At 66.5% G+C, this 26,244-nt stretch carries 22 protein-coding genes; 12 read left to right on the top strand and 10 right to left on the bottom strand.

Annotation, left to right across the window (positions count from 1 at the left end):
- Positions 1 to 57 precede the first annotated feature (57 nt).
- Positions 58 to 1,644, top strand: coding sequence for a hypothetical protein (locus tag C1932_RS09265; protein ID WP_108761928.1), 1,587 nt, complete (start codon positions 58 to 60; stop codon positions 1,642 to 1,644).
- 40 nt (positions 1,645 to 1,684) lie between these two features.
- A complete protein-coding gene (locus C1932_RS09260) occupies positions 1,685 to 2,533 on the top strand; it encodes a hypothetical protein (RefSeq protein ID WP_108761927.1) in 849 nt (282 codons plus the stop codon).
- 92 nt (positions 2,534 to 2,625) lie between these two features.
- Here C1932_RS09260 and C1932_RS09255 read toward each other — a convergent pair whose 3' ends face one another.
- The 6 genes from C1932_RS09255 to C1932_RS09230 form a co-directional block, all read right to left on the bottom strand.
- Complete coding sequence (locus C1932_RS09255; RefSeq protein WP_108761926.1) at positions 2,626 to 3,516, bottom strand: amidohydrolase family protein; 891 nt, start codon at positions 3,514 to 3,516, stop codon at positions 2,626 to 2,628.
- Complete coding sequence (locus C1932_RS09250; protein ID WP_108761925.1) at positions 3,516 to 4,538, bottom strand: amidohydrolase family protein; 1,023 nt, start codon at positions 4,536 to 4,538, stop codon at positions 3,516 to 3,518. Before C1932_RS09250 ends, C1932_RS09255 begins: the two co-directional genes overlap by 1 nt.
- Before the next feature lie 23 nt (positions 4,539 to 4,561).
- Positions 4,562 to 5,845, bottom strand: coding sequence for a carbohydrate porin (locus C1932_RS09245; RefSeq protein ID WP_159094515.1), 1,284 nt, complete (start codon positions 5,843 to 5,845; stop codon positions 4,562 to 4,564).
- Positions 5,846 to 5,933: 88 nt separating this feature from the next.
- Complete coding sequence (gene dctA / locus C1932_RS09240; RefSeq protein WP_108761923.1) at positions 5,934 to 7,247, bottom strand: C4-dicarboxylate transporter DctA; 1,314 nt, start codon at positions 7,245 to 7,247, stop codon at positions 5,934 to 5,936.
- A 43-nt stretch (positions 7,248 to 7,290) separates the two neighbouring features.
- Positions 7,291 to 8,346 carry a 4-oxalomesaconate tautomerase gene (locus tag C1932_RS09235; protein ID WP_108761922.1) on the bottom strand — a complete coding sequence of 352 codons (1,056 nt, stop codon included), beginning with the start codon at positions 8,344 to 8,346 and terminating at the stop codon, positions 7,291 to 7,293.
- A complete protein-coding gene (locus C1932_RS09230) occupies positions 8,339 to 9,010 on the bottom strand; it encodes a 4-carboxy-4-hydroxy-2-oxoadipate aldolase/oxaloacetate decarboxylase (protein ID WP_108761921.1) in 672 nt (223 codons plus the stop codon). The genes C1932_RS09235 and C1932_RS09230 overlap by 8 nt, the downstream gene beginning before the upstream one ends.
- A gap of 100 nt (positions 9,011 to 9,110) precedes the next feature.
- On the opposite strand from C1932_RS09230, the gene C1932_RS09225 reads away from it, so the two are divergent.
- The gene (locus C1932_RS09225) at positions 9,111 to 10,358 is read left to right on the top strand and encodes a LysR substrate-binding domain-containing protein (protein ID WP_108761920.1); all 1,248 of its coding nucleotides are present in this window, start codon (positions 9,111 to 9,113) and stop codon (positions 10,356 to 10,358) included.
- A gap of 117 nt (positions 10,359 to 10,475) precedes the next feature.
- Entirely contained in the window at positions 10,476 to 10,847 is a 372-nt protein-coding gene (locus C1932_RS09220) for a hypothetical protein (RefSeq protein ID WP_159094514.1), read from the top strand.
- 73 nt (positions 10,848 to 10,920) lie between these two features.
- Here C1932_RS09220 and acnB read toward each other — a convergent pair whose 3' ends face one another.
- Genes acnB through C1932_RS09205 form a run of 3 tightly spaced genes read right to left on the bottom strand, consistent with a single transcriptional unit; the run spans position 10,921 to position 14,185 of the window.
- Positions 10,921 to 13,512 carry a bifunctional aconitate hydratase 2/2-methylisocitrate dehydratase gene (gene acnB, locus C1932_RS09215; RefSeq protein ID WP_108756099.1) on the bottom strand — a complete coding sequence of 864 codons (2,592 nt, stop codon included), beginning with the start codon at positions 13,510 to 13,512 and terminating at the stop codon, positions 10,921 to 10,923.
- 43 nt (positions 13,513 to 13,555) lie between these two features.
- The gene (locus C1932_RS09210) at positions 13,556 to 13,954 is read right to left on the bottom strand and encodes a type II toxin-antitoxin system VapC family toxin (protein WP_008267153.1); all 399 of its coding nucleotides are present in this window, start codon (positions 13,952 to 13,954) and stop codon (positions 13,556 to 13,558) included.
- 6 nt (positions 13,955 to 13,960) lie between these two features.
- Entirely contained in the window at positions 13,961 to 14,185 is a 225-nt protein-coding gene (locus tag C1932_RS09205; RefSeq protein WP_108749517.1) for an AbrB/MazE/SpoVT family DNA-binding domain-containing protein, read from the bottom strand.
- Positions 14,186 to 14,474: 289 nt separating this feature from the next.
- On the opposite strand from C1932_RS09205, the gene acnA reads away from it, so the two are divergent.
- On the top strand, positions 14,475 to 17,228 hold the full coding sequence (gene acnA, locus C1932_RS09200) for an aconitate hydratase AcnA (protein WP_108761918.1): 2,754 nt from the start codon (positions 14,475 to 14,477) through the stop codon (positions 17,226 to 17,228).
- A gap of 234 nt (positions 17,229 to 17,462) precedes the next feature.
- Here acnA and C1932_RS09195 read toward each other — a convergent pair whose 3' ends face one another.
- Complete coding sequence (locus tag C1932_RS09195) at positions 17,463 to 17,915, bottom strand: hypothetical protein (RefSeq protein WP_108761917.1); 453 nt, start codon at positions 17,913 to 17,915, stop codon at positions 17,463 to 17,465.
- Positions 17,916 to 18,093: 178 nt separating this feature from the next.
- On the opposite strand from C1932_RS09195, the gene C1932_RS09190 reads away from it, so the two are divergent.
- The 7 genes from C1932_RS09190 (at position 18,094) to C1932_RS09160 (ending at position 26,188) form a co-directional block, all read left to right on the top strand.
- The gene (locus C1932_RS09190; RefSeq protein WP_108752998.1) at positions 18,094 to 18,468 is read left to right on the top strand and encodes a type II toxin-antitoxin system Phd/YefM family antitoxin; all 375 of its coding nucleotides are present in this window, start codon (positions 18,094 to 18,096) and stop codon (positions 18,466 to 18,468) included.
- Positions 18,468 to 19,100, top strand: coding sequence for an AAA family ATPase (locus tag C1932_RS09185; RefSeq protein ID WP_108761916.1), 633 nt, complete (start codon positions 18,468 to 18,470; stop codon positions 19,098 to 19,100). Before C1932_RS09190 ends, C1932_RS09185 begins: the two co-directional genes overlap by 1 nt.
- 261 nt (positions 19,101 to 19,361) lie before the next feature.
- A complete protein-coding gene (gene betI, locus C1932_RS09180; RefSeq protein ID WP_108761915.1) occupies positions 19,362 to 19,952 on the top strand; it encodes a transcriptional regulator BetI in 591 nt (196 codons plus the stop codon).
- Positions 19,953 to 19,989: 37 nt separating this feature from the next.
- A complete protein-coding gene (gene betB, locus C1932_RS09175; protein WP_108761914.1) occupies positions 19,990 to 21,462 on the top strand; it encodes a betaine-aldehyde dehydrogenase in 1,473 nt (490 codons plus the stop codon).
- A 29-nt stretch (positions 21,463 to 21,491) separates the two neighbouring features.
- A complete protein-coding gene (gene betA / locus C1932_RS09170) occupies positions 21,492 to 23,174 on the top strand; it encodes a choline dehydrogenase (protein WP_108761913.1) in 1,683 nt (560 codons plus the stop codon).
- 304 nt (positions 23,175 to 23,478) lie between these two features.
- A complete protein-coding gene (locus C1932_RS09165) occupies positions 23,479 to 25,155 on the top strand; it encodes a long-chain fatty acid--CoA ligase (RefSeq protein ID WP_108761912.1) in 1,677 nt (558 codons plus the stop codon).
- Between the two features lie 160 nt (positions 25,156 to 25,315).
- The gene (locus C1932_RS09160; RefSeq protein WP_108761911.1) at positions 25,316 to 26,188 is read left to right on the top strand and encodes a crotonase/enoyl-CoA hydratase family protein; all 873 of its coding nucleotides are present in this window, start codon (positions 25,316 to 25,318) and stop codon (positions 26,186 to 26,188) included.
- Positions 26,189 to 26,244 lie beyond the last annotated feature (56 nt).

Here is a 26,244-nt window from a genome sequence, read left to right as displayed (position 1 = left end):
GAATGCCGGCACCGGAAGGGCCGGCATGGCTGTATCTGTTTCTCAAGGAGCTTGACCATGGCCCTGCGCCGCTTCCCCTCCCGAACCACGCTACTGGCAGCGGCCCTGCTTGCACCGCTGCCGGCCACCGCGGCCACCGCGGCAGCCCAGCCGGCATCGCCACAGGCGCCCTCTTCGCCCGCCATCGACGGTGCCGATGCGTGGAGCGAACGCGTGCAGATCCTCAGCGGTCCGGACACCGCCGCCAGGCCGCTGCACGCACCGGACGTGGCGCTGCGCATCGTCACCCCCGATGACAGCGAGGCACTGACGCCGAAGGGACTGTCCCTGCTGTTCAGTGGCAACGAGCCCGACTACAGCCGGCGCAACCAGCTGCCCGGCAGCATCGTCGAGAGCCAGGCCAGCCCGGCCATCACGCTGATGCCGAACGTGGCCAAGGCGCTGGTGGGCGGCTATTTCCGTTATGCGCCCGACGCACTACCGACCCAGACCAGCACCCTGCGCTTCAATGCCGAAACCTGGGCGCTGGTACACCAGGGCAACACCCGCAAGGATCCGCTGTACCGGCTCAACCACACCAGCACCATCCAGCAGCGCCGCGCCGATGGCAGCCTGGCCGAGATCATCCGCTGCAGCGACAGCGACGAACGCGCGACGTTGGGCACCTGGCAGGCCAACGGCTACGCCCGGCTGAAGAGCGCCGCGCAGATGATCACCATGAAGTGCATCGAAAAGCTGATCAAGCGCATTCCGGCCATGTACCCGCGCCCGCTGGCGGCTGAAGATCTCAGCGCCTACGCCGGTGGTGTCGTGCCGCCGGCACGGGTGCGCGTGTACGCCGATTTCAGCCGCACCACCACCCTGCTTACCGATGCGTCGTGCCGCGACGACTACCGCGACCGCATCGACGTCAAGTACAACAATGCCGGTGACAAGGGCCTGCTCGGCATTCCCAGCACCGAAGCCCTGCGCAGCAAGCAGAGCCAACGGTTCTCCACGCTCAGTTACCAGGAATACGAAGTCCCAGGTGGCAAGCCGCTGATCTTCGAGGCGGCGTTTGATCCCAAGAGCGGCCTGTACTGCACGGGCACGCTGTCCGGCCAGTTCGTGCCCAAGCCGGGCCAGGACTATGAAGTGGAGTTTGAAGTGGCCGACAAGATGTGCCGCCTGCATGTCCGCCAGGTTCACGCCGGTGGCAGCGTGACGCCGCAGCAGGCCCGACCCACCCCCACCATCTGCGATCGCACGCGTGCGCCGGTGCGCATCGAGCCACGTCAGGAGATGCAGGTCCTGCTGTTCAACCCCGGCCAGCTGCAGATCCAGGATGCGAGCCAAGGCAGTGCCGCACAGCAGCTGCGTGACGAAGCAGGCAGCGGCGAAGCACTGCAGCAGATGCTGCAGCAGGCCAGCAGCACGCCCGGCACCCGCCTGTGCGTGGTGGCGCCGTCATCGGACTACAGCAGCGTGCTGCACGATGCCGTGCGCGAACGGGTGCTGGACGCGCCGCAGGTTCTGCCCAGCCTGTGGGAAGAAACCGCGTCGGTGAACCAGCACCGTGGTGTCGCCGCCGATGCGCCGCTGGACATCGCCGCTGCGGTCGAACGCTGCAAGGCCTTCCCGATCAAGGAGTTCGCTGGGCAGTGAGCCGCAGCGCGCCCGTTCCGCTTTTCCAAGGAGTATCACCATGGCAGTACGCCCCGCTTGTCTCACCGCCGCGATCGCCGCCAGCCTGCTGCTGGCCGCGTCGGCCCATGCCAGCGACCCAGCTCCCGCACCCGCGGCCGAACCGGCCGCCGAGACTGTTGCTGCGCCGGTTGCGGCCCCCGTGCTGGACTACAGCAGCCTGCAGCGCATCAAGATCACCTCCGGGCTTGGCACAGGGCCCGACGGCAATCGCTACGGAGATCCGACCCTGCGCCTGGTGATGCGCGGTGACACCGCCGGGGCAACCGCCGCCAAGGTCGGTCTGTTTGCGCTGGGCACGTTGGCCGGCATCGGCGGCCAGACCAGCACCTTCAGCAAGAACAACGTGCGCGGCGACAGCATCGGTGCCGTGCCCAGCCCCGCGTTTGGGCTGTTGCCGGCCATGATCCGCGAACAGCTGGCGATCTACTTCGCCGCCCATCCCGGCGCCATTCCCAGCGACGAGCGCACCGTCGAAGCCAGCGCCGGCCAATGGTCGCTGGTGTACCAGAAGCTCGGTGATGCGGACACGCCGTACGAGCTGCGCCACGACGCCACCATCGGCTTCCCGGTGGTGCGCAGGCTGTTCCGCAGCGCAAGCGGCGGCCAGGGCGTGCACTGCCAGGACGAGGCACAGGTGGCCTCGCTGCAGGACTGGCAGGCCGACGACTATGCCAAGGCGAAAGCCGCCTCGCGCGACTTCGCCGAGGCCTGCATCGCCCGCTTCGTCGCCGAACTGCCGCGCCTGTTCCCCGACCATGGCGTGTTGCCGGAGACCGCCGCCGAACCGGAGCCTCCGGCAGACGCGCCGGCGGTAGCCGAAGACGCGACCGCCGTCACCCAGGCCTGACCCCAGCCCAGGGTCGGACCCCTTGCCACAGGCAAGGGCTCTGACCCCGGGTGCATCGCCCGCGCCGCCATCCACGCATGGCGTGGATCTATCTACTCGCCCCAGTACAGCCGCATCGGGTTGTCCACCAGCAGCCTGCGCTGCAACTCGGGCGTGGGGGCGATGTGCGGAATCACGTCCACCAGCTGGCCGTCGTCGGGCATGTGGTCCTTCATGTTCGGGTGCGGCCAGTCGGTCCCCCACAGCACCCGGTCCGGGAACTGCTGCACCAGATGCCGGGCGAACGGCACCACATCGGCATACCCGGGCGGCCCCAGGCGTGACAGCCGCTCGGGGCAGCTGACCTTGCTCCACACGTTGCCGTGCTCGGCCATCAGTCGCACGAAGCGCTGGAACTCCGGCCCCTCCACAGACTGGCTCACGTCCGGGCGGCCCATGTGGTCCACCACCAGGGTGGTCGGCAACGTGGTGAAGAAATTCCAGCGCTCGGCCAGATCGGCCGCCTCGAAGTACACCACCACATGCCAGCCCAGCGGCGCGATGCGATCGATGATCGCGTGGTAGTAAGCATCTGGCTTCGGATCGACCAGACGGCGCACGAAGTTGAAGCGCACGCCACGCACACCGGCGGCATGCAACAGCTGCAGCTCCTCATCGCTGACGGTATCGCGCACGGTCGCCACGCCCCGGGCCAGGCCGCCGCTGGCCTGCAGCGCGTCCACCAGGGCGCGGTTGTCGGCGCCATGGCACGTGGCCTGCACGATCACATTACGGCTGAAGCCAAGGAAGTCGCGCAGCGCGAACAGCTGCGCCTTGCCGGCGTCGCAAGGGGTGTACTTGCGCTCGGGCGCATACGGAAACACATCGCCCGGCCCGAACACATGGCAGTGTGCATCCACCGCGCCGGGCGGCGGCACGAATTGTGGGCGGCTCGGGTGGGCACAGTAATCCAGCCAGTCGGCGTCTTTCTGGAATGCGGCCATCACAGCCCCCTGGCCTTCAGCTGGGCATCCAGCCGCGGGTAGACACGGCGCGCATTGCCTTCGAACACCTTGTAACGGTCCTGCGCCGAGATCGCCAGGGCATCGACGTAGCGGCGGGTGTCATCGAAGAAGTGGCCGGTCTGCGGGTCGATGCCGCGCACCGCGCCGACCATTTCCGAGCCGAACAGGATGTTGTCGATGTCGATCACCTCGAACAGCAGGTCGATGCCCGGCTGGTGGTACACGCAGGTATCGAAGTACACGTTCTTCATCACATGCTCGGCCAGCGGCGGCTTGCCCAGCATGTCGGCCAGGCCACGGAAACGCCCCCAATGGTACGGCACCGCACCCCCGCCATGCGGGATGATGAAGCGCAGCGTGGGGAAGTCACGGAACAGGTCACCCTGCAGGAACTGCATGAAGGCTGTGGTATCGGCGTTCAGGTAGTGCGCGCCGGTGGCATGGAAGTTGGCGTTGCAGCTGCCCGACACATGCACCATGGCCGGCACGTCCAGCTCCACCATCTTCTCGAAGAACGGGTACCAGGAACGGTCGGTCAGCGGCAGGCCATCCCAGTGGCCGCCGGACGGATCGGGGTTCAGATTGCAGCCGACGAAACCGAGTTCGTTCACGCAGCGCTCCAGCTCGGCCACCGCGTGGGCGATCGGTACGCCCGGCGACTGCGGCAGCTGGCAGACGCCAATGAACTGCTCGGGATACAGCTGCACCACCCGGGCGATCAGATCGTTGCAGTGCCGCGTCCACTCGGCACTTACCTGCTCATCGCCGATGTGGTGCGCCATGGTGCTGGCACGCGGCGAGAAGATGGTCATGTCCGCGCCACGCTCGCGCAGCAGGCGCAGCTGGTTGGCCTCCACACTGTCGCGCAGTTCATCGTCGCTGATGGTCGGATAGACCGCCGCCGGCAGCGAGCGATCGTGGTAGTGGGCCACCTGCGCCTTGCGGAACGCATCGTGGCCGGCCGGGGCCGTGGTGTAGTGGCCGTGGCAGTCGATGATCATGGGGGATCTCCTGGGGCGATGGATCACCAGCCAAACAGCTGGGCGAAATGCACATCCACGCGCAGGCCAACAATCAGCGCATCGGGGATGTTGGTCGTGCGCGTGGGCGCGTAGATCGGGTCGGGGTTGATGACGTACTGCAGGTTGGGCATCAGGCGGATGCCCTTCTTCACCGCCCAGCCGTAGCTGAGTTCGGTGATGATTTCATCGGCATGCGGCGCGCCCGTGCCGCCATTGCGGCTGCGGCGATCACGCAGGAAGCCGATCTGTTCGTCGCTGAAGTGGGTGTTGGACACGAACAGGGCCAGGGTGTCCTGGTCGCGGCTGGCAAACGTGCCGGTCTTGACGAAGCCGGCCGACACGAAATGATCGACCGGTGCCTCGTTGCCGGTGTTGACGTAGACACGCCCGAACACCGCAAGGTTGCGCTTGCCGTCGCCGCGCCACACGGTCTGGTCGCCCATTGCGTACCAGCCCATGCGTGCGCCGTCCTGCGCCGCGGTCGGCTTGCCGGTCAGCGCCGCCGAGTTGCCGTTGGCATCGAAGTACGGGCTCTTGCCACCATCGCTGTTGCGGTACATGCCCAGCCGGTACGTGCGCGGCAGGCGATCGTTGGCGAAGCTGGTCTGGTAGCCCACTTCGTAGGCACTGATCGTGCCGGTGCCCTCGCCCACCGAAAAATCCAGGCCGTTCTTGCCGGCCTCGTTCAGCGTGTTGTTGTAATCGAACACGCCGGCCTGGGCATACCAGCGATCATCCACGTCGAAGCGCACGATGCCCGCCCACGAAGAATTCGGGTAGGCGGTGATACCCAGGTCGGTGATCGCACCGTAGGGGGTCAGGCACATCGCATTGCTCATGAACACGCAGTTGTGCGGCGAGTTGTTGAAGTAGCTGTTCACCGGCGCGCGGCCTGCAGTGATGCTCAGCCCGTTGTCGAAGCGGTGGCGCACGGTCAGCCGGGTCAGGCGGCCGCCGGCCACCGGCCGCCAGGTCTGCTGTGCGCTGATCGAATTGCCGATCTTCTCGCGCGCCAGGTTGCGCCCGGCAAACCACGCCCACTGCGCGTCGACCTCGGTGCCGTGTACGCCGAACAGTTTGTCCAGGTCGAACTTCGACTGGGCCATCACCCAGTACGAACCTTCGGTGCCCTGTTGGACACCGCCCACCGGGTTGTGGGCCACGTTGCCGACCAGGTCCAGGGTCAGGTCGATGCCCTCGGGCACGCTGCGGTCAGCGGCGAAGGCCGGCGCGGCCAGCACACTGGCCAGCAGCAGGTACAGCGGGGTGCGCAGGAACTGCGACATGTTCTCTCCCTTCCCGGCGCCGCCGGCGCCAGGTTGTTGCATTCGATGGAGGCCACGCGCGGTGGCCGTCAGGGCTCAGGCCATGGCCTCAGGCGGGCTGTGCACCCAGCAGACGCTGGCGCGTGCGGCGGGTGCCGATCTGCGCCGCCATGGTCTTTTCATCCAGCTTGCCTTCCCACTTGGCGATCACCAGCACCGCAATCGCGTTGCCGATCAGGTTCACGAAGGTCAGCCCTTCGGCCAGGATGCGGTGGATGCCCAGGATCAAGGCAATGCTGGCCACCGGAATGGTGCCGGTGGTGCCCAGGGTGGCGGCCAGCACCACGAATGCCGCGCCGGCCACGCCTGCCGCGCCCTTGGACGTCAGCAGCAGCACGGCGATCAGCCCCAGCTGGTGCCACACGGTCAGTTCGGTATTGGTGGCCTGGGCCAGGAAGATCGCCACCGTGGTCAGGTACAGGCAGGTGCCATCCAGGTTGAACGAGTAGCCGGCGGGAATCACGAAACCGACCACCCCTTCCTCGCAGCCCAGCTTCTTCATCTTTTCGATCAGGCGCGGCAGCACGGTCTCGGTGCTGGTGGTGGCCGCCACGATGATGATCTCATCGCGCAGGTAGCCCAGCAGGCGCCACAGGCTGGCCCCGGTCCACCAGCACACCGTGCCAAGCACCAAGACGGTGAACAGCCCGCAGACCACGAAGAACTCGATGATCAGCTCGCCGAGTGACAGCAGCGAGGCGGCACCGAACTGGCCCACGGTGAAGGCGATGGCGCCGAATGCACCGATGGGCGCCACATACATGATGTAGCCGATGATCTTGAACAGCGCGCCGGAAGCACTCTCGATCACGTCCATCACCGGCTTGCCGCGTTCACCGACAGCGGCCAGTGCCACGCCGAACAGCACCGCCACGAACAGCACCTGCAGCACGTGCGCTTCGGTGAACGCACTGACCAGCGTGTTGGGAATGATGGCCATGATGTAGGCAACGATCGACTGGTCATGGGCGGTGTGCACGTAGCCCTGGATGCTGGCCATGTCGATGGTCGCCGCATCGATGTTCATGCCGGCACCGGGCTTCCACAGATCCACCGCCACCAGGCCGACGATCAGCGCCAGGATGGTGATCACCTCGAAGTAGATCAGCGACTTCAGCGCCAGCCGTCCCACGCTGCGCATGTCACGCATGCCGGCGATGCCGTGCACCACGGTGACGAAGATGATCGGCCCGATCATCATCCGGATCAGCTTGATGAAGCCATCGCCCAGCGGCTTCATCGCCGAACCCAGGTCCGGCTGCAGCCAGCCCAGCAACACGCCGATCACGGTGCCGGCCAACACCTGAAACCACAACTGGCCCAATATTCCAAAGCGGCCCGGCCGCTTCCCTACCACGGTCATAACAACCCTCCCAGGTCGCAGAGAATAGAAAGGCGTCGCCTGTTCAGTCGAACAGTTCGCCGTCGAACAGCTTCCGTGCAGTGCGCAGCATCGCCGCGCGGGCCACCTGCCCGTCCTCATTCAGTTCAATCACGCAGGCGGTCGCCCCGCTGGGGTGCTCCACCGCCAGCGTCTGCACCTGCCCACCCGGCAAGCGGGCCAGGGCGTGTGCCGGCGAACCCGGCAACAGGCAGGCCGTGGCCACCGTCACCGCGCCCAACACGCCGATGGAGGCATGGCAGCGGTGCGGGATGAACGAGCGCACGCAGATCGCGCCGCCGTCGGCCGGCGCGGCCACCAGCATCATCTTCGGCACCGATTTTTCGGCCACCTCGCCCAGGTTCATCTTCGGCCCGGCCTGCAGACGGATCGCCTCCAGCCGCGCCTTCAGTGCGTCGTCGGCATCCAGGGTGGCGCGGTCCTCATGCCCGCTGATGCCCAGATCCGATGCCTGCAGCACCACGCAGGGCATGCCGTTGTCGATCAGGGTCACCTGCACGCCGTCGATCACATCCACGGCGTTGCCGGTGGGCAGCAGCGCGCCGCAGCTGGAACCGGCCGTGTCCTCGAACGCCAGCGGCACCGGCGCGGCAGTACCCGGCACGCCGTCGATGCGCGCGTCACCGGCATAGCTCACCCGGCCTGCGGGCGTCTGCACGCTGGCGGTGGCCAGGGTGCCGGTGTTGGCCATGAAGATGCGCACCTCGGTCACCCCATCGCGTGCCGGCACCAGCCCGCGTTCAATCGCGAACGGGCCCACGCCAGCCAGCATGTTGCCGCAGTTCTGCGCATCGCTTACCAGCGCTTGGTCCACGAAGACCTGCAGGAACAGGTAATCGACATCGGCACCCTCGCGCTGCGAGGGCGATACGACCGCCACCTTCGAGGTGAGCGGGTCGCCGCCGCCCATGCCATCGATCTGCCGCACGTCCGGCGAACCATAGGCGCGCAGCAGGAAGGCATTGCGCGCGGCAGTGTCGGCCGGCAGGTCCTGGGCCAGGAAGAACCCGCCCTTGGACGTGCCACCGCGCATCCACATCGCGCGCACACCCTTACTCATAGCGCAGGCCCTTGGCTGCCAGCCGCTCACGCATCGCGTAGATGTCCAGGCCCAGTTCGCCACGGGCCAGGCGCTCGCGCTTGTCGGCCTCGCGTGCTTCGCGCGCCTGCGCCTCGGCAGCCACCCGCGCCGCCTCGGCACGCGGCACGATGCACACGCCGTCATCGTCGGCGATCACCACGTCACCCGCATTCACCAGGGCGCCACCACAGACCAGCGGCACGTTCACCGAACCCAGCGTTTCCTTCACCGTGCCCTGCGCATGGATCGCGCGGCTCCAGACCGGGAAGCCCATCGCGGTCAGCTCACGCACATCGCGCACGCCGGCATCGATCACCAGGCCGCGGCAACCGCGCGCCTGCGCCGAGGTGGCCAGCAGATCGCCGAAGTAGCCATCGCTGCAGTCGCTGGTCGGTGCCACCACCAGGATGTCGCCCTCGCCAAGCTGCTCGATGGCCACATGCATCATCCAGTTGTCGCCCGGCGGCACCGACACGGTCACTGCGCTGCCCGCAATGCGCGCGCCGTTGTAGATCGGGCGCAGCCGCGGGTGCAGCAGGCCGCTGCGGCCCTGCGCCTCGTGCACGGTGGCCACGCCGGCCTCGGCCAGTGACTGGATCAGCGCCGGTGCGGCGCGCTCGATGCGGGTGATGACGCGGGACATCCATCCATCCTTCGTTGGCGATGGCGCAGTCTGTTCCGCAGCCCACAGCCCCTCAAGATCGTTTTTCGTCCATGCCATTCACTCTTGTTATAATTGTGCCATGAACGCGCTGCCCGAGCTGAACCTGAAGCACCTGCACGCGCTGCTGGCAGTGCACACCCACGGCGGCATCAGCGCGGCGGCGCCGCACATCAATCTGTCCCAGCCGGCGCTCACCCAGGCCATCGCAAGGCTGGAGCGGCAACTGGATTCAGCGCTGTTCGACCGGCAGCCCGCTGGCATGGTCGCCACCGAGGCCACGGTGCTGCTGGTGCCACGCATCGAGCGCGCCCTGGCCTACCTGGCCCGCGGCGTGCGCGCCGCCCGTCGCGCCGCGCGGCTTCCGGCACTGGCTGCGGTCGAGCGCCGGCTGACCCTCAGCCAGCTGCGCGCACTCACTGCGGTGGACAGCGCCGGCAGCTTCACCCTGGCTGCAGCGCGCGCGGGAATCTCGCAACCGGCCATGCATCGCGCCGTGCGCGATCTGGAAGCGGTGATCGAAGTGCCACTGCTGCAGCGGCGCGGCAAGGCCTTGCTGGCCACGCCGGCCGCCACACGCCTGCTGCGCTGGGTGCGGCTGGCGCTGTCCGAACTGGCCACCGGCGTGGACGAGCTGGCCGCCCTGCGCGACCAGCATGGTGGGCGCCTGGCCATCGGGGTGATGCCGCTGGCCCGCGCACTGCTGCTGCCACAGGCACTGGCACGCTTCGCCCGGGCCTGGCCGGGCGCCACCGTGAACGTGGTGGAAGGGCCGTTCTCGGAACTGCTGTCCGACCTGCGCCAGGGCAGCCTGGACCTGCTGGTGGGCGCCATGCGTGATCTCAGCGCGGTGCCCGACGTGGTGCAGGAAGGCCTGTTCGACGATGATCCGGTGATCGTGGGCCGCGCCGGTCATCCGCTGGCGGCACAGCAGCCGTGGCGCTTTGCGCAGCTGCTCGACTACCCCTGGGTGATCCCGGCCACCGGCGCACCGGTGCGCGCACGCTGGGAACGGATGTTCCGCGACAACGGCCACGAACCGCCGGTGCTGCGCATTGAATGTGGCTCGCTGGTGATCACCCGCGGGCTGCTGCTGGAAGACGACTGGCTGACCCTGATGTCACGCGACCAGTTCCTGATCGAACGCCAGGCCGGCCTGCTGGCCGACCTGGGCCTGGCCGGTCAGGCCCTGCGCCGCCGCATCGGCCTGACCACCCGTGCCGACTGGCACCCCACGCGGCCGCAGCAGGCCTTCCTGCAGGTCTTCCGCGAGGTGTGCGCCGAACGCAGCAGCGATGGCCCTGACGCCTGGCCATTCCGCTATCGCTGAAGCCGCGTGGGGCGCCCTTGCCCACGCTCGGCTGCCCCATCGAGCCAACAAGTCGCCAAGCATCGGCCAGGCTCTACAGTGTGCTTTGATGTCAGCACTGCACAAGGAATGCCGCGCATGATCAGAAGGAACTGGAAGGCCGCGCTGGCGGCCGCACTATTGTCACTGCCCCTGGTACCGGCCAACGCCAGCGGCGATCTGTTCTACTTCGAGGCCGGACAGCGGGACGTGGTCTTTACGCTGATGCTGATCGGCCGTGAGGATCCCGGCGCGGTCGAGGTCAGCTGGAAAGGCCTGTCGATTCCGCCGCCTCCCAACGTGCAGCGCCGCTATTACATCGAATTCGACCGCGCCCGCTGCCAGGCCTATGTGCGTCCGCTCCGCCGCGACGGACTGCCATGGTTTGAAATGGACGTATCTGGAAAGCGCGGCAACGTGCTGATCGGCGGCCGTCGGCTGCAAGGCAACGCAGACTGGACCAGGCAGTAGCGGGCTCCGCGCACAAAAAACCCCCGGCTCGCACCGGGGGTTCTTCGTTTACCGCATCAACCGATCAGCAGGATCAGGCAGCGACCGTCTTGGCCACGTCCTGGTACTCCTCGATCTGGTCGAAGTTCATGTAGCGGTAGATTTCCGCACCGCTCTTGGCGATCACGCCAATATCGGCCATGTACTCTTCCTTGGTCGGGATGCGGCCCAGACGCGAGCAGATCGCGGCCAGTTCGGCCGAACCCAGGTACACGTTGGTGTTGCGGCCCAGACGGTTCGGGAAGTTGCGGGTCGAGGTCGACATCGCGGTGGAACCTTCGCGGATCTGCGCCTGGTTGCCCATGCACAGCGAGCAGCCCGGCATTTCCATGCGTGCGCCGGTGGCGCCGAAGGTGCCGTACACGCCTTCCTTGGTCAGCTCCGAAGCATCCATCTTGGTCGGCGGGGCCACCCACAGGCGGGTCGGCAGGTCACGCTTGCCGTCCAGCAGCTTGGCCGCGGCGCGGAAGTGACCGATGTTGGTCATGCACGAACCGATGAACACTTCGTCGATCTTGGCGCCGGCCACTTCGGACAGGGTCTTCACGTCGTCCGGGTCGTTCGGGCAGGCCACGATCGGCTCGTGGATGTCGGCCAGGTCGATCTCGATGACGGCAGCGTATTCGGCGTCGGCATCCGGCTCCAGCAGCTCCGGGTTGGCCAGCCACGCTTCCATCTTCTCGATACGGCGCTGCAGCGAACGCGGATCCTGGTAACCCTCGGCAATCATCCACTTCAGCAGGGTGATGTTGCTGGTCAGGTACTCGATGATCGGTTCCTTGTTCAGGCGCACCGAGCAACCGGCAGCCGAACGCTCGGCCGACGCATCGGACAGTTCGAAGGCCTGTTCGACCTTCAGTTCCGGCAGACCTTCGATTTCCAGGATGCGACCGGAGAAGATGTTCTTCTTGCCGGCCTTGGCCACGGTCAGCAGGCCCGACTTGATGGCGTACAGCGGGATCGCGTTGACCAGGTCACGCAGGGTGACGCCCGGCTGCATCTGGCCCTTGAAGCGCACCAGCACCGATTCGGGCATGTCCAGCGGCATCACGCCGGTGGCGGCGGCGAAGGCGACCAGGCCCGAGCCGGCCGGGAACGAAATGCCCACCGGGAAACGGGTGTGCGAGTCACCACCGGTACCGACGGTGTCCGGCAGCAGCATGCGGTTCAGCCAGCTGTGGATCACGCCATCGCCCGGGCGCAGCGAGATGCCGCCGCGGGTGGAGATGAACTCCGGCAGGGTGTGGTGGGTCTTCACGTCCACCGGCTTCGGGTAAGCGGCGGTGTGGCAGAACGACTGCATCACCAGGTCGGCCGAGAAGCCCAGGCAGGCCAGGTCCTTCAGCTCGTCACGGGTCATCGGGCCGGTGGTGTCCTGCGAGCCGACCGAGGTCATCTTCGGTTCGCAGTAGGTGCCCGGGCGCATGCCCTGGCCTTCGGCCAGGCCACAGGCGCGGCCGACCATCTTCTGCGCCAGCGAGAAGCCCTTGCCGGTGTCGGCCGGCTGCACCGGCAGGCGGAACAGATCGGTCGGGGCCAGGCCCAGCGCTTCACGCGCCTTGCCGGTCAGGCCGCGGCCGATGATCAGCGGAATGCGGCCACCGGCGCGCACTTCGTCGAACAGCACTTCGGACTTGACCTGGAATTCGGCAATCACTTCGCCGTTCTTCAGCGCCTTGCCTTCGTACGGACGCAGCTCGACCACATCGCCGTGCTCCATCTTCGACACGTCCAGCTCGATCGGCAGTGCACCGGCATCTTCCATGGTGTTGTAGAAGATCGGGGCGATCTTCGAACCCAGGCAGACGCCACCGGCGCGCTTGTTCGGGATGAACGGAATGTCATCGCCAGTCCACCACAGCACGCTGTTGGTGGCCGACTTGCGCGAGGAACCGGTACCGACCACGTCGCCCACGTAGGCAACCAGGTGGCCCTTGTCCTTCAGGTCCAGGATCTGCTGGATCGGGCCGCGCTTGCCGTCTTCTTCCGGGGTGAACGGCGCGTCGTCGCGCTTGTTCTTCAGCATCGCCAGGGCGTGCATCGGAATGTCCGGGCGGGTGGTTGCATCCGGCGCCGGCGACAGGTCGTCGGTGTTGGTTTCGCCCGGCACCTTGAACACGGTCACGGTCAGGCTCTGCGGCACTTCCGGGTTGTTGGTGAACCACTCGGCATCGGCCCAGCTCTGCAGCACGGACTGCGCGTTGGCGTTGCCGGCCTTGGCCTTCTCCTGCACATCGTGGAAGGCATCGAAGACCAGCAGGGTCTTCTTCAGGCCGTCAGCGGCGATGGTGCCAACGCTGGCGTCGTCCAGCAGCTGCACCAGCGGGGCCACGTTGTAACCGCCCAGCATGGTGCCCAGCAGTTCGGTGGCACGCTCGCGGCTGATCAGCGGGTTCTGCTCGCTGCCCAGCGCGATGGCGGCCAGGTACGAGGCCTTGACCTTGGCAGCGTCATCCACGCCGGCCGGCACGCGGTGGGTCAGCAGGTCGAGCAGGAACTCGGCCTCGCCCTGCGGCGGGTTCTTCAGCAGTTCGATGACATCGGCCGTCTGCTGCGCGCTCAGCGGCAGCGGCGGGATGCCAAGCGCAGCGCGCTCGGCGACGTGGTGGCGGTAGGCTTCCAACATGACAACTCCCGGGTAATGCGTAGGTTGAAAAAACAAAGTGGGCTCAGGCTTGCGGCACGATCAGCTTCAGGCCCTTGAAGTAGTCGCGGTAAAACGTGTCGTTCCAGGTGATCAGGCCATCGCATTGCAGCAATGCGTGGGCGCCGACCATGAATTCGTCCAGGCTGCGGCGGCTGCCGCTGCGCTGGCGGTGGCGGCGGTGCATCTCGCCGGCGCGCAGGGCCGATTTGGCCTCCATCGGGTTGAAGTGCACGCCCATTTCTTCCAGCGCTTCCAGCACTTCGGCACCGCCGCGCAGCGAAGCGCAGACTTCGGCCAGGGTGGCGCCGCAGACCACCACGCGGCCACCGACCAGGCTCTGCCGCAGGATGGCTTCGACCGCATCGGCCTGCGGGCCGTTGCTCAGCAGTTCCACCAGTACCGGTGAATCGACGGCAATCATCACGCCTTATTCCTCGTCGCGCACCGCGCGTACCGCCGATTCGGCCGACTCGAAGCCGTCCAGCGCGAACTTGCCGCGGGCGCGGGAGATCGCATCGTCCACGCTCTTGCGCAGGATGATACGGCTGCCGTCCAGCTCCACCTTCAACTGGGTGCCCTTGGTCAGGCCTAGGGCATCACGCACCGCCTTGGGCAGGGTGATCTGTCCGCGCTCTGCAACAGTGGCTTCCATCGGTAGGCCCTCTTCGGTATGCACAAATTATACATACTTTGCCGGGCATACTTCCACCCCGAACCCGGCCGGGCCCGCCCCGGCCCCTACAGCCGCAAAGGATCCGCCACATTCATGACATACGCCATACACCTGCCGCTGTAGTCTGGACCCGATGCCGCAGGCCGGCCCGCGCCCAGGTGAATGCGTTCATACTGGAGTGCACCGGGGCCAGCAGGCCCGCGGCGACCGCAAGCAGGCCCGTATACGCACGGGCCAGAGCAAGCCATCCGCAAGAGGAGTCATCCGCATGAGCGATTCGTTCTCCACCCGCAGCCAGCTCGATGTTGGCGGCAAGGCCTACGATTACTTCAGCCTGCCCAAGCTGGGCCAGCGCTTCGACATCTCCCACCTGCCCTATTCGATGAAGATCCTGCTGGAGAACCTGCTCCGGCACGAGGATGGTGGCGCCACCGTGGGCCCCGAGCACATCGAAGCGGTCGCCCGCTGGCAGGCCAGCGCCGAGCCGGACACCGAAATCGCCTTCATGCCCGCACGCGTGGTGCTGCAGGATTTCACCGGCGTGCCCTGCGTGGTCGACCTGGCCGCCATGCGCGACGCGGTGGTCAAGCTGGGCGGCAAGCCGGAACAGATCAACCCGCAGATTCCCTCCGAACTGGTCATCGACCACTCGGTGCAGGTGGATGTGTTCGGCAAGCCCGACGCGCTGGACCTGAACGGCAAGATCGAATTCCAGCGCAACCAGGAACGCTACGGCTTCCTGCGCTGGGGCCAGAAGGCGTTCGACAACTTCAAGGTGGTGCCGCCCAATACCGGCATCGTCCACCAGGTGAACCTGGAAAACCTGGCGCGCGTGGTGATGACCGCGCAGAAGGACGGTAAGGACGTGGCCTACCCCGATACCGTGTTCGGTACCGACAGCCACACCACCATGATCAATGGCATCGGCGTGCTCGGCTGGGGCGTGGGCGGCATCGAAGCCGAGGCGGCCATGCTCGGTCAGCCCTCGTCCATGCTGATTCCGCAGGTGGTCGGCTTCAAACTGACCGGCAAGCTGCCTGAAGGCGCTACGGCCACCGACCTGGTGCTGACCGTCACCCAGATGCTGCGCAAGCTGGGCGTGGTCGGCAAGTTCGTCGAATTCTTCGGTGACGGCCTGCAGCACCTGCCGCTGGCCGACCGCGCCACCATCGGCAACATGGCCCCCGAATACGGCGCCACCTGCGGCATCTTCCCGATCGATCACGAATCGCTGAACTACCTGCGCCTGTCCGGCCGCAGCGAAGAACAGATCAACCTGGTCGAAGCCTATGCCAAGGCGCAGGGCCTGTGGCATGAACCGGGCAGCGCGCCGGCGCAGTACAGCACCACGCTGGAACTGGACATGGGCACGGTGAAGCCGTCGCTGGCCGGCCCCAAGCGCCCGCAGGACCGCGTGCTGCTGGAAGACGTGCAGAAGAACTACCGCGAAGCCCTGGTCGGCCTGACCGCCAACCGCGACCGCAAGGACGCGGCCATTGCCAACTTCACCAATGAAGGTGGCGGCACGGCGGTCGGCAACGAGCAACTGGCCAAGGGCCAGGCCGACATCGAGATCGAAGGCCGCAAGGTGCGGCTGAAGGATGGCGCGGTGGTCATCGCCGCCATCACCTCCTGCACCAACACGTCCAACCCGGCGGTGATGATCGGTGCCGGCCTGCTGGCGCGCAACGCGGCGGCCAAGGGCCTGAACCGCCAACCGTGGGTAAAGACCTCCCTCGGCCCGGGCTCGCGCGTGGTTACCGATTACCTGGAAAAGGCCGGCGTGCTGAAGGAGCTGGAGAAGATCGGCTTCTACGTGGTTGGCTACGGCTGCACCACCTGCATCGGCAATTCCGGCCCGCTGCCGACCGAAGTCAGCGCCGGTATCGCCGCGGGCGACCTGGCGGTCACCTCGGTGCTGTCGGGCAACCGCAACTTCGAAGGCCGCGTTCACCCCGAAGTAAAGATGAACTACCTGGCCAGCCCGCCGCTGGTGGTGGCCTATGCAATCGCGGGCACCACCGACATCGACCTGACCACCGAACCGCTGGGCACCGGCAGCGATGGCCAGCCGGTGTACCTGCGCGACATCTGGCCCAGCAACAAGGAAATCGGCGATGTCATCGCCGCCACCCTGGGCCCGGACATGTTCAAGCAGAACTACGCCGACGTGTTCAAGGGCGACAGCCGCTGGAACACCATCGCCTCGCCGGACGGCAATCTGTACGAGTGGAGCGATGCTTCCACCTACATCAAGAACCCGCCCTACTTCGATGGCATGACCATGCAGACCGGCAGCATCGACGACGTGCACGGCGCACGCGTGATGGGCCTGTTCGGCGATTCGATCACCACCGACCACATCTCCCCGGCCGGCAACATCAAGAAGGACTCGCCCGCCGGCCGCTTCCTGCAGGAACGCGGCGTGCAGCCGGCCGACTTCAACAGCTACGGCAGCCGCCGCGGCAACGACGATGTGATGGTGCGCGGCACCTTCGCCAACATCCGCATCAAGAACCTGATGTTCGGTGGTGAAGAAGGCGGCAACACCCTGTACTACCCCGCCGCAGGCGGCCAGCCGGAAAAGCTGGCCATCTACGATGCGGCGATGAAGTACAAGGCCGACAAGGTGCCACTGGTGGTGCTGGCCGGCAAGGAATACGGCACCGGCTCGTCGCGTGACTGGGCGGCCAAGGGCACCCTGCTGCTGGGGGTGAAGGCGGTCGTTGCCGAAAGCTTCGAACGCATCCACCGTTCCAACCTGGTGGGCATGGGCGTGCTGCCGCTGCAGTTCCGCAACGGCGAAAACGCACAGTCGCTGGGTCTGGACGGCTCGGAAGTGATCGACATCACCGGCCTGCAGGATGGCGCCAGCAAGCGCGCCACCGTTACCGCAACCAAGGCCGACGGCACCCAGAAGACCTTCGAAGTGTCGGTGATGCTGCTGACCCCGAAGGAGGTTGAGTACTTCCGCCACGGCGGCCTGCTGCAGTACGTGCTGCGCCAGCTCGCCGGCCGGTAATGCGCCGCCCTCTGTAGAGTCGAGCCATGCTCGACTGAACCCACGTGCCAACCAAGGTTGGCACCTACCAGGGCAATGGGCCGCCGTCGGTACAGTCGATCTTGCTCGACTGATCCCAACGTGCCAACCAAGGTTGGCACCTACCGGGGCAATGGCCCGCCTTCGGTAGAGTCGAGCTTGCTCGACTGATCCCAACGTGCCAACCAAGGTTGGCACCTACCAGAATTTCAGCCGCTACGGCCGCACACCATAGATCCGCCACGGGGCCGCCGTCGGCCCCACGTCGTACACCAGCCCGCGCAGCCCCTCTTCCATCAGAGTCTCGCCATCAGCTGCGCCGGTATTGACCACCGTCACCACCATCTCGAACGCCGGGTGCGGCGCCTGGCCGATGCGCGAGCACACCACCCCACGATTCTCGTAGTGCACGACCGGAGTGAACCCGGGATCTTCGCAGTGCACGGCCACGAACCGGTAGCCCCGGTCCTCACTGCTGCCCGGCATCAGCGCATGCGCCGCGTACGACACCCGGCCCTGGCCGCCGGCGTAGGCCGGCACCTGCACCCGGAACTGGCCGGTGTCGCCGATCGCCAGCACCGGGTAATCCAACTGCTGCATCGGTGGCGGCGTCTGCGCCACGGCCAAGGCGGAACTACAGAACAGCAGGCAACTCACGGCAATGCGCATCGCACTCTCCCTCACGGAACGGCCTGTGATGGTGCAGTACGGCGGCGTATGGCGTCTTTAGGAATGGAATGAAATAGCCGCCCCTAATTTTCATATTTATCATGTTTTTCATCATTCATGAAATTCGTCCACATCCGGTGTAGGCTGGCGCCACAGGTCCCCCCTTCTGGAGCCCGCCATGCTTCACCTGCCCGTCCGCTTCGACCCCATCAACGAGCTGACCCACACCACCGCCTCGTCGGTGAAGGAACACTGGCGCAAGGTCATGCAGGAGGTCCGCGACCAGCGCATGGTGGTGGTCACCAACCATAACGAACCGCAGGCGGTCATCGTCTCCATCGAGCAGTACCGCGCCCTGCAGGCGCGCGTGGAGGCGCTGGAAGCCTCGCTTGAGGAGCTGCGCGACCAGGCCCCGGGCCTGGCTGAACTGCGCGCCGGCTTCGACCAGCGCCTGGCGGTACTGCAGCAGGCCCAGGCCGGCAGCAGCGCACGCGACCTGCTGCGCCGCCCCGCCCGCCTTGGCGGGCAGGTCAAGGCCGGCACCGGCCACTGATGGCGCGGCCTTTCCTGTACGTCCTTGCCGGCGTCAATGGCGCCGGCAAGAGTTCGGTGGGCGGCCATGTGCTGCGCGAGGCCGGGCTGAACTGGTTCAACCCCGACACCTTCGCACGCGAACTGCGCGGCATCACCGGGCTGTCGCAGGCCGAGGCCAACGCCCAGGCTTGGCAGGAAGGCGTCAACCGCATCCGCGATGCGCTGGACCGGCGCCGCAACCACGCCTTTGAAACCACCCTGGGCGGCAATTCAATCGCCGCCCTGCTGCATGAAGCCAGCCACAGCCACGATGTGCTGATGTGGTTCTGCGGCCTGTCCAGCCCGGAACAGCACATCGCCCGGGTCCAGGCCCGCGTCCGCTCGGGCGGGCACCCGATCAACGAAGCCGACATCCGACGCCGCTGGCCACTGGCGCAGCAGAACCTGATCCGGCTGATGCCGGTGCTGGCCCATCTGCAGGTCTACGACAACAGCGCCGAAGCCGCCCCCGGCGAAGCCGTGCCCGACCCCCGGCTGCTGCTGCAGATGGAAGATGGCCAGGTGCAGTTCCCGCAACCGGACGACCTGGCACAGCTTGCCGCCACCCCGGCCTGGGCCACGCCCCTGCTGGAAGCCGCATTGCGCCTGTGACCCAAGGGGTCGGATCCCTTTCCAACGGAAAGGGCCCTGACCCCGATCCCAGAAGCTCGTCGAGCAAGCTCGACGCTACCAAAGCCATCGCCAGGGGTCGGATCCCTTTCCAAAGGAAAGGGCTCTGACCCCGACCCCAAAAGCTCGTCGAGCAAGCTCAACGCTACCAGGCCGCGCTGACGCGGTCTTCACTTTTTATTGATTGGACGTTCAATCAATAACCCGCATACTGCTCGCCCTCCTCCCCAGGCCACCCGGCCCATGCCCAAGAAAGGCATCGAACCCCTGCGCCGCCAACAGCTGATCGACGCCACCTTCCAGGTCATCCACGAGATCGGCCTGGCCGACGCCACCGTAGCCACCATCGCGCGCAAGGCAGGCCTGTCCACCGGCATCGTCGCCCACTACTTCGGTGACAAGGCCGGCCTGCTCAACGCCGCCATGCGGCAGATCCTGAGCCAGCTCAAGGATGCCTTCGCCCAGCACCGCGGGCAGGCCGCCGCAGATCCGCGCTCACAACTGCGCGCACTGGTGGATGCGAACTTCGACCCCAGCCAGACCAGCGGGCCGGCCATGCGCGTCTGGCTGACCTTCTGGGCGGCCAGCATGCACCAGCCGGAACTGGCCCGACTACAGCGCATCAACGACCAGCGCCTGTATTCCAACCTGGCCTACCAGTTCCACCGCAGCCTGCCGGCCGAACCCGCCCGCGAGGCCGCCCGTGGCCTGGCCGCATTGATCGACGGCCTGTGGCTGCGCGGCAGCCTGGTCGGCGGCCAGATCAACGGCGACAACGCCCGTCACATCGCCTACGCCTACATCGACTTCCAGTTGCAGGCCAACGCGCTATAAGCGCTGCAGGACCCTGCCCCTTCCAAGGAGTACCCCCATGCCCACCCTGCCCGTTCAACAGCTCTACATCCATGGCCGCCGGGTCGACGCCACCAGCGGCAAGACCTTCCAGACCGTGAACCCGGCCAACGGCCAGGTGCTGGCCGAGGTGCAGATTGCCAGCCAGGCCGACGTGGACCGCGCCGTACGCAGCGCCAGCGAAGGCCAGCAGGCGTGGGCCGCGATGACCGCCATGGAACGCTCGCGCATCCTGCGCCGCGCGGTCGAGATCCTGCGCGAACGCAACGATGAGCTTGCCCACCTGGAAACGCTGGACACCGGCAAGGCTTTGGCCGAAACCACCACCGTGGACATCGTCACCGGCGCCGACGTGCTGGAGTACTATGCCGGCCTGGCCACGGCCATCGAAGGCATCCAGCTGCCGTTGCGCGAATCGAGCTTCTTCTACACCCGCCGCGAACCGCTGGGCGTGGTGGCCGGCATCGGCGCCTGGAACTACCCGATCCAGATCGCGCTGTGGAAATCGGCCCCGGCACTGGCCGCGGGCAACGCGATGGTGTTCAAGCCCTCCGAAGTGACCCCTCTGACGGCGCTGAAGCTGGCCGAGATCTACACCGAAGCCGGCGTCCCCGACGGCGTGTTCAACGTGCTGCAGGGCCCCGGCGGCGAGATTGGCAACTGGCTGACCGAACACCCGGTGATCGAGAAGATCTCCTTCACCGGTGGCGTCACCACCGGCAAGAAGGTGATGGCGGCCGCCGCGTCCTCGTCACTGAAGGAAGTGACCATGGAACTGGGCGGCAAGTCGCCGCTGCTGATCTGCCAGGACGCCGACCTGGACCGTGCCGCCGATATCGCGGTCATGGCCAACTTCTTCAGCTCCGGCCAGGTCTGCACCAACGGCACCCGCGTGTTCGTGCCGCGCGCCATGCTGGCAGCCTTCGAAGCGGCGGTGGTACAGCGCGTGCAGCGCATCCGCATGGGCGACCCGACCGCGCCGGACACCAACTTCGGGCCGGTGGTCAGCTTCCCGCACATGGACAACGTGCTGCGCTACATCGACAGCGGCAAGGCCGAAGGCGCCCGCCTGCTGACCGGTGGCGGCCGCGCCACCGAGGGTGCGCTGGCCAAGGGCGCGTACGTGCAGCCCACCGTGTTTTCCGACTGCCGCGACGACATGAAGATCGTGCGCGAGGAAATCTTCGGGCCGGTGATGAGCATCCTGGCCTACGACGATGAAGACGAAGCGGTGCGGCGCGCCAACGACACTCCGTTCGGCCTGGCCGCCGGCGTGGTCAGCGGCGATATCAGCCGCGCCCATCGCATCATCCACCGCCTGCAGGCCGGCATCTGCTGGATCAACACCTGGGGCGAATCGCCTGCCGAAATGCCGGTGGGCGGCTACAAGGAATCCGGCGTGGGCCGCGAGAACGGCCTGTCCACGCTGGGCCACTACACCCGCATCAAATCGGTCCAGGTGGAACTGGGCGACTTCGCCAGCGTGTTCTGAGCAGCGCGCCCCGACCGCAGGAGACAATAATGAGCACCACCAACGAGTACGACTACATCATCATCGGCGCCGGTTCGGCCGGCAACGTGCTGGCCACCCGCCTGACCGAAGACGCCGATGTACGCGTTCTGCTGCTGGAAGCCGGCGGCCCCGACTACCGGCTCGATTTCCGCACGCAGATGCCGGCCGCACTGGCCTACCCGCTGCAGGGCAAGCGCTACAACTGGGCGTACAAGACCGACCCGGAGCCCTTCATGAACAACCGGCGCATGGACTGCGGCCGCGGCAAGGGCCTGGGCGGTTCCTCGCTGATCAATGGCATGTGCTACATCCGCGGCAACGCGATGGACTATGACAACTGGGCCAGCATGCCGGGCCTGGAAGACTGGACCTACCTGGACTGCCTGCCCTACTTCCGCAAGGCCGAAACCCGCGACATCGGCGCCAACGACTACCATGGCGACCAGGGCCCGCTGCAGGTCACCACGCCCAAGGCCGGCAACAACGAACTGTTTGCCGCCATGATCGAAGCCGGCGTGCAGGCCGGCTACCCGCGCACCGATGATCTGAACGGCTACCAGCAGGAAGGCTTCGGCCCGATGGACCGCACGGTCACCGCCAAGGGCCGTCGCTCCAGCACCGCCCGTGGCTACCTGGACCTGGCCAAGCCGCGCCCGAACCTGACCATCGTCACCCACGCGCTGACCGACCGCATCCTGTTCTCGGGCAAGCGCGCGGTGGGCGTGCAGTGGCTGCACAACGACCAGCCGCAGCGCGCCACCGCCCGCCGCGAGGTGCTGCTGTGCGGCGGCGCCATTGCTTCGCCGCAGATCCTGCAGCGCTCGGGCGTGGGCCCGGCCGACCTGCTGCGCAGCCTGCATATCGACCTGGTGCACCACCTGCCCGGCGTCGGCGCCAACCTGCAGGATCACCTGGAAATGTACCTGCAGTACGAATGCAAGAAGCCGGTATCGCTGGCGCCGGCACTGAAGCTGTACAACCAGCCGGCCATCGGCGCGGAGTGGCTGTTCCTGGGCACCGGCATCGGCGCCAGCAACCAGTTCGAGGCCGGCGGCTTCATCCGCAGCGATGCCGAATTCGACTGGCCGAACCTGCAGTACCACTTCCTGCCGGTGGCCATCAATTACAACGGCTCCAACCCGATCAAGGCGCACAGCTTCCAGATGCACGTGGGCTCGATGCGCTCGCCCAGCCGCGGTCGCATCCACGTGCGTTCCAAGGACCCGCGCGAACATCCCAGCATCCTGTTCAACTACATGTCGCACGAGCAGGACTGGCGCGAGTTCCGCGCCGCCATCCGCATCACCCGCGAGATCTTCGCGCAGCCGGCGCTGGCCCCCTACAGCGGCCGCGAGATCTCGCCCGGCCGCGAGCTGCAGACCGACGCGCAGATCGATGGCTTCGTGCGCGAGCACGCCGAGACCGCCTACCACCCCTCGTGCACCAACAAGATGGGGCATGCCGACGACCCGATGGCGGTGGTCGATGGCCAGGGCCGCGTGCACGGCCTGGACGGCCTGCGCATCGTTGATGCCTCGATCATGCCGCAGGTGGTGACCGGCAACCTCAACGCACCGACCATCATGATGGCCGAGAAGCTGGCCGACGTGATCCGCGGCCGCCCCGCGCTGGCCCGCAGCACGGCCCCGTACTACCAGGCCAACGGCGCCCCGGTACGCCGCCAGCGCTGACGCGAATGCCACGCCCGTGCGCCCGGTAGGTGCCCACCTTGGTGGGCACGCGCCAACCACCCCAACGCCCGGTAGGTGCCCACCTTGGTGGGCACACGCCAACCACCCCAACACCCGATAGGTGCCCACCTTGGTGGGCACGCGCCAGCCCATCCTGCCGACCAAGGTCGGCATCTCCCAACCACCGGCGCACTGACCGTCACGCCCTCTTCGCGTTTTCCCTACGGAACGGTATGCTGCTGCGAGCGGTTCTGGCGGATACTGTCCGCGCCGCACCCATCACAACGATTCCTGGAGGGGGAATATGAGTCTGGATCGTCCCTGGCTGCAGAGCTATCCGAAAGGCGTTCCCGCCGAAATCGACGTCAACGAGTTCCATTCGGTAGCTTCGGTCTTCGACGCCTCCGTGGCGAAGTTCCGCGACCGCCCCGCCTACTCCAGTTTCGGCAAGGTGCTCACCTACGGTGAAACCGATGCCCTGGTCGAGCAGTTCGCGGCCTACCTGCTGGGCGAACTGAAGCTGAAAAAGGGTGACCGCGTTGCCCTGATGATGCCCAACTGCCTGCAGTACCCCATCGCGACCTTCGGCGTACTGCGCGCCGGCCTGACCGTGGTCAACGTCAACCCGCTGTACACCGCCCGCGAGCTGAAGCATCAGCTGGTCGACGCCGGTGTCACCGCGCTGGTGGTCGTGGACAACTTCGGCGACACCGTGCAGCAGGTCATCGCCGAGACCCAGGTCAAGCAGGTCATCACCACCGGCCTGGGCGACCTGCTCGGGGCCAAGGGTGCGATCGTCAATTTCGTGCTGAAGTACGTCAAGAAGATGGTGCCCAACTACCATCTGAAGGGCGCCATCCGCTTCAAGCAGGCGCTCAAGCTGGGCAGCCGCCACACCCTGCCCAAGGTCGAGATCGACCACGACGATGTGGCATTCCTGCAGTACACCGGCGGCACCACCGGCGTGGCCAAGGGCGCCATGCTGACCAACCGCAACCTGATCGCCAACATGCAGCAGGCCTCGGCCTGGATCGGCGCATCGGGCATCGAGCCGGGCAAGGAATGGATCATCACCGCCCTGCCGCTGTACCACATCTTCGCATTGACCGCGAACGGCCTGGTCTTCATGAAGTTCGGTGGCTGCAACCACCTGATCACCAATCCGCGCGACATGAAGGGCTTCGTCAAAGAGCTCAAGTCGGTGCGCTTCACCGCCATCACCGGCGTCAACACGCTGTTCAACGGCCTGCTGAACACCCCCGGCTTCGACACCGTGGACTTTTCCTCGCTGAAGGTCACCCTGGGCGGCGGCATGGCCGTGCAGCGTGCGGTGGCCGAGCGCTGGAAGAAGGTGACCGGGGTGACCCTGGTGGAGGCCTACGGCCTGACCGAAACCTCGCCGGCGGCCTGCATCAACCCGCTGGACCTGAAGGAATACAACGGCGCCATCGGCCTGCCGATTCCGTCCACCGATGCCTGCATCAAGGACGACAGCGGCAACACCCTGGCGCTGGGCGAAGTGGGCGAGCTGTGCATCAAGGGCCCGCAGGTGATGAAGGGCTACTGGCAGCGCCCGGACGAAACCCGCCAGGCCATCGACGCCGACGGCTGGCTGCACACCGGCGACATGGCGCGCATGGATGAGCAGGGCTTCTTCTACATCGTCGATCGCAAGAAGGACATGATCCTGGTGTCCGGCTTCAACGTGTACCCCAACGAAGTGGAAGACGTGATCGCGATGATGCCCGGCGTGCTGGAAGTGGCCGCGGTGGGCGTTCCGGACGAGAAGTCCGGCGAAGTGGTGAAGGTCGTGATCGTGAAGAAGGACCCGAACCTGACCGCCGAAATGGTCAAGGAACATGCCCGGGCCAACCTGACCGGCTACAAGCACCCCAGAATCGTAGAATTCCGAAAAGAGCTGCCGAAGACCAACGTGGGCAAGATCCTGCGTCGCGAGCTGCGCGATACGCCCACCACGTAAGGGTTTCCACTGGTTTGAACGCCGTCAGGCCCGGGTCGGAAACGCCCCGGGCCTTTTCGCATGTGAAAGGCTGCACCCGTTGTAGCATCGCCTCGTGTGTGGACCGTTCGGCCCGCCGGCCACCACGTTTTCACGCGGGCCGCCTGCCGAGGACCCTTCCATGAGCACCATCGAAAAACTGCCTACCAGCGGTTCACCGTTTGCCACCATCCGTACCGAAGACAGCGACGACGGCGCTGCCCACTGGCTGTTCATGCATGCCGATGCGTCCACGGGTATCCGCCCGTGCTGCCGCAAGGACATGCTGGACGAAATGTGGAGCTACATGAACGCCATCACCCGCAGCCCGGCGCAACGTCACAGCGGTCAGCTACGGCACTTCGTGCTGGCCTCCGATGCCATCGCCTACAACCTGGGCGGTGACCTGGACCTGTTCACCCGCCTGATCCGCGAAGGCAACCGCGACCTGCTGCTGACCTACGCCCAACGCTGCGTGGAAGGCGTGCACCACCTGCACACCGGCTTTGGCGGCGATGTGCGTTCTATCGCACTGATCCAGGGTGACGCCCTGGGCGGCGGTCTGGAAATGGCCCTGGCGTGCCACACCATCGTGGCCGAGGAAGGCAGCGGCATGGGCCTGCCGGAAGTGCTGTTCGGGCTGTTCCCGGGCATGGGCGCGTACTCGTTCCTGTGCCGCCGCGTGGCCCCGCAGCTGGCCGAGAGGATCATCCTGGACGGCCGCATCTACAGTGCCGAGGAAATGCACGCGCTGGGGGTGGTGGACGTGCTGGTGAAGAAGGGCGAAGGCCGTGCCGCCGTGCAGGAGATGATCCGCCACCAGCAGCGCCTGCCGCAGTCGTACCTGGCCATGAACGCCGCACGCAACCTGGCCCAGGCGGTGAGCTACGACGAGCTGCTGGAAATCACCAAGGTCTGGGTGGATTCGGCGCTGGCCCTGGGTGACCGCTCGCTGCGCACGATGGATCGATTGATCAAGGCACAGACGCGTCGTGCGTCGATGGATGCAGCCTGATTCCAGCCCTCCCCCTGCTGGCTTGGAGCCCGGCTGGCCACCGGGCTTTTTTTCGC

The organism is Stenotrophomonas sp. YAU14D1_LEIMI4_1, assembly GCF_003086815.1.
Lineage (GTDB): Bacteria > Pseudomonadota > Gammaproteobacteria > Xanthomonadales > Xanthomonadaceae > Stenotrophomonas.
Note: the sequence above shows the minus strand (reverse complement) of the source record. Positions and strands in the feature narration are given on the sequence as shown.

Coding starts and splice junctions, on each gene's coding strand:
- acnB (WP_108756099.1), bottom strand. CDS start 13,512: ATGTTGGAAGCCTACCGCCACCACGTCGCCGAGCGCGCTGCGCTTGGC.
- C1932_RS09235 (WP_108761922.1), bottom strand. CDS start 8,346: ATGAGTAAGGGTGTGCGCGCGATGTGGATGCGCGGTGGCACGTCCAAG.
- C1932_RS09185 (WP_108761916.1), top strand. CDS start 18,468: ATGGCGCGGCCTTTCCTGTACGTCCTTGCCGGCGTCAATGGCGCCGGC.
- dctA (WP_108761923.1), bottom strand. CDS start 7,247: ATGACCGTGGTAGGGAAGCGGCCGGGCCGCTTTGGAATATTGGGCCAG.
- C1932_RS09225 (WP_108761920.1), top strand. CDS start 9,111: ATGAACGCGCTGCCCGAGCTGAACCTGAAGCACCTGCACGCGCTGCTG.
- betB (WP_108761914.1), top strand. CDS start 19,990: ATGCCCACCCTGCCCGTTCAACAGCTCTACATCCATGGCCGCCGGGTC.
- C1932_RS09230 (WP_108761921.1), bottom strand. CDS start 9,010: ATGTCCCGCGTCATCACCCGCATCGAGCGCGCCGCACCGGCGCTGATC.
- C1932_RS09160 (WP_108761911.1), top strand. CDS start 25,316: ATGAGCACCATCGAAAAACTGCCTACCAGCGGTTCACCGTTTGCCACC.
- betI (WP_108761915.1), top strand. CDS start 19,362: ATGCCCAAGAAAGGCATCGAACCCCTGCGCCGCCAACAGCTGATCGAC.
- C1932_RS09165 (WP_108761912.1), top strand. CDS start 23,479: ATGAGTCTGGATCGTCCCTGGCTGCAGAGCTATCCGAAAGGCGTTCCC.
- acnA (WP_108761918.1), top strand. CDS start 14,475: ATGAGCGATTCGTTCTCCACCCGCAGCCAGCTCGATGTTGGCGGCAAG.
- C1932_RS09250 (WP_108761925.1), bottom strand. CDS start 4,538: ATGATCATCGACTGCCACGGCCACTACACCACGGCCCCGGCCGGCCAC.
- C1932_RS09255 (WP_108761926.1), bottom strand. CDS start 3,516: ATGGCCGCATTCCAGAAAGACGCCGACTGGCTGGATTACTGTGCCCAC.
- C1932_RS09210 (WP_008267153.1), bottom strand. CDS start 13,954: ATGATTGCCGTCGATTCACCGGTACTGGTGGAACTGCTGAGCAACGGC.
- C1932_RS09245 (WP_159094515.1), bottom strand. CDS start 5,845: ATGTCGCAGTTCCTGCGCACCCCGCTGTACCTGCTGCTGGCCAGTGTG.
- C1932_RS09220 (WP_159094514.1), top strand. CDS start 10,476: ATGATCAGAAGGAACTGGAAGGCCGCGCTGGCGGCCGCACTATTGTCA.
- C1932_RS09190 (WP_108752998.1), top strand. CDS start 18,094: ATGCTTCACCTGCCCGTCCGCTTCGACCCCATCAACGAGCTGACCCAC.
- C1932_RS09260 (WP_108761927.1), top strand. CDS start 1,685: ATGGCAGTACGCCCCGCTTGTCTCACCGCCGCGATCGCCGCCAGCCTG.
- C1932_RS09205 (WP_108749517.1), bottom strand. CDS start 14,185: ATGGAAGCCACTGTTGCAGAGCGCGGACAGATCACCCTGCCCAAGGCG.
- C1932_RS09265 (WP_108761928.1), top strand. CDS start 58: ATGGCCCTGCGCCGCTTCCCCTCCCGAACCACGCTACTGGCAGCGGCC.
- C1932_RS09195 (WP_108761917.1), bottom strand. CDS start 17,915: ATGCGCATTGCCGTGAGTTGCCTGCTGTTCTGTAGTTCCGCCTTGGCC.
- betA (WP_108761913.1), top strand. CDS start 21,492: ATGAGCACCACCAACGAGTACGACTACATCATCATCGGCGCCGGTTCG.